Source organism: Candidatus Jordarchaeum sp. (genome assembly GCF_052745115.1).
In genome coordinates this window covers 1-1,904 of record NZ_JBRAKS010000520.1, presented here as the reverse complement: position 1 = coordinate 1,904, position 1,904 = coordinate 1, and the positions used below count along the sequence as shown (strand labels likewise).

Sequence of the window (1,904 nt, the reverse complement as noted above, 5' to 3'; positions counted from 1 at the left end):
CGAAAAGCAAAATATTAATCAGACCCACCAACCGTATTTAGTACCAGAACCCTTACCTGCAGGGATTTCCACATATTTCTGACAATCACAATGTCTATGTGCCTCCCGTGTGAAACCAAGCCAAACCTAAGAAAAATCATGCCGAAGCCTCAGGAGAACCCACGGTCCTCAAAGCTACGGTGAAAGAGTTCCACTGCGCCAATCTGACTGCAAACCGTACCGGTTTTTCGTAAACCTAATACTTTTCGAAAAACGTTTTTAGCCATTTTATCTTAAGAAAATTATGTGTTCTGTGACTATTTTTAACGCGGAAACCAAGTGCACAAACAAGGCGCCAGATAATCTCCCCCACTCCCTCAACTCACTCTTTTGAATACTATTAGATTAGCCCTTTCTCTCACGCATAAGACAAGCGATAACTAGGAAAACCATACTTGAGGCGAGTACCCCTAAACAATAGATAACTTTAAATCACTAAAATATTGTCAATATCTAACAGTCATAATTTATATTATAATAATAACCTTTTAATGTGGTTTTTGGCAATGAGCAAGGCTTCCGTTCCAACTCCTAACACGGGCTCCGTGTCCGTGTTTGGGGAAAATAAGGTTTTTCGGAGAAGTGTTAGTAATAGGGAAAGAGAACTTTCAATAGTTATCCCAACTTACAATGAAGCTGAGAACATCGGGGCTTTGATTCAACGCGTTCTAGGAGTGTTTCAAAGATGTGAGGTAGACGGGGAGCTGATCATTGTTGATGATAGTAGTCCCGATGGGACCGGGGGAATCGTTAAAGAGTATGTTCAGAAGTTTGATAATGTAACCCTTGTTCTGAGGAAGGGGAAAAAAGGTCTCGGAAATGCTTATAAGGATGGTATCCGGCTCACCTGTGGGGGAGTCATTATGGGGATGGATGCCGATTTCTCTCATAACCCCGATGAAATTCTGAGAATATACCACAGTGCGAGAAACTATGATATTGTTATAGGTTCACGGTATGTTCACGGCGGCGGTATAGTTGGTTGGAACTTCTTTAGGCGTGTGGTAAGTAGAACAGCCAATCTGCTTGTAAACCTCTTCTTCAGACTCGGAGTACATGATAGTACCTCCGGTTTCCGTGCATTCAAGAGGGAGGCAATAATGAGAATCCTACCCCATGTAAACTGCTTCGGCTACGACTTCCCCGTGGAAATACTAATCCGGTCGCGACAGTTCAATCTCACCATAAAAGAGATACCAATCACCTTTAAAGATAGAAGTAGGGGAAAATCCAAACTTGGCTTAAAACAATTCGTTCTCTTCCTCCGACTATTACTCAACGAACTAAAAAGATGAACAACGGTTGGGAGTATCGAAGTACAAACATATGCATAAAATGTTCGTGTCACTCGTTTTTGAAAGATTTTGTTACAACTTCTACGGTTAACTTTCCTTTTGTTCAATATATTTCCCAGTTTTAGTTTTTAGAATTTTCGGCAAGGTGAGTAGTAGATCTAAGGAAGTACCGCAGAATACTAGGAACAATAAACTAGTTATCATTCACCCATACTTGCACAGGACACACAAACTTCCAAAAAATGGAACCCATCATAAAAGGAACTTGTTTCATTATTAATGTACGGAGTCGCTGCGTTGAGTACTACATAACTTAAAATAATAAGTGCGGAAAGAGAAGCTATCAAAACTAAAATTTAAATTTTTTTCAGAAGTTTTCCCAAACCCTTCTATCTACATTATACATTATTTAATGAAAGGTAAATTGAGAATATTAGATGTAGCAGAACGAAAACCAGCAGGCATAAAAATGGTATTTTTATGAGTGTGGCTCCCATACCATAAGTAAGCATCCTTTTATCATCAACCATTTTTACTAAATTTATTAAAACATTTTCCATTATTATTAAA

1 protein-coding gene is annotated in these 1,904 nt (G+C 39.0%); it reads left to right on the top strand.

Annotation, left to right across the window (positions count from 1 at the left end; all coding sequences use genetic code 11):
• Positions 1-545 precede the first annotated feature (545 nt).
• On the top strand, positions 546-1,334 hold the full coding sequence (locus ACUVXA_RS20410) for a polyprenol monophosphomannose synthase (RefSeq protein ID WP_445873134.1): 789 nt from the start codon (positions 546-548) through the stop codon (positions 1,332-1,334).
• Positions 1,335-1,904 lie beyond the last annotated feature (570 nt).

Coding starts and splice junctions, on each gene's coding strand:
- ACUVXA_RS20410 (WP_445873134.1), top strand. CDS start 546: ATGAGCAAGGCTTCCGTTCCAACTCCTAACACGGGCTCCGTGTCCGTG.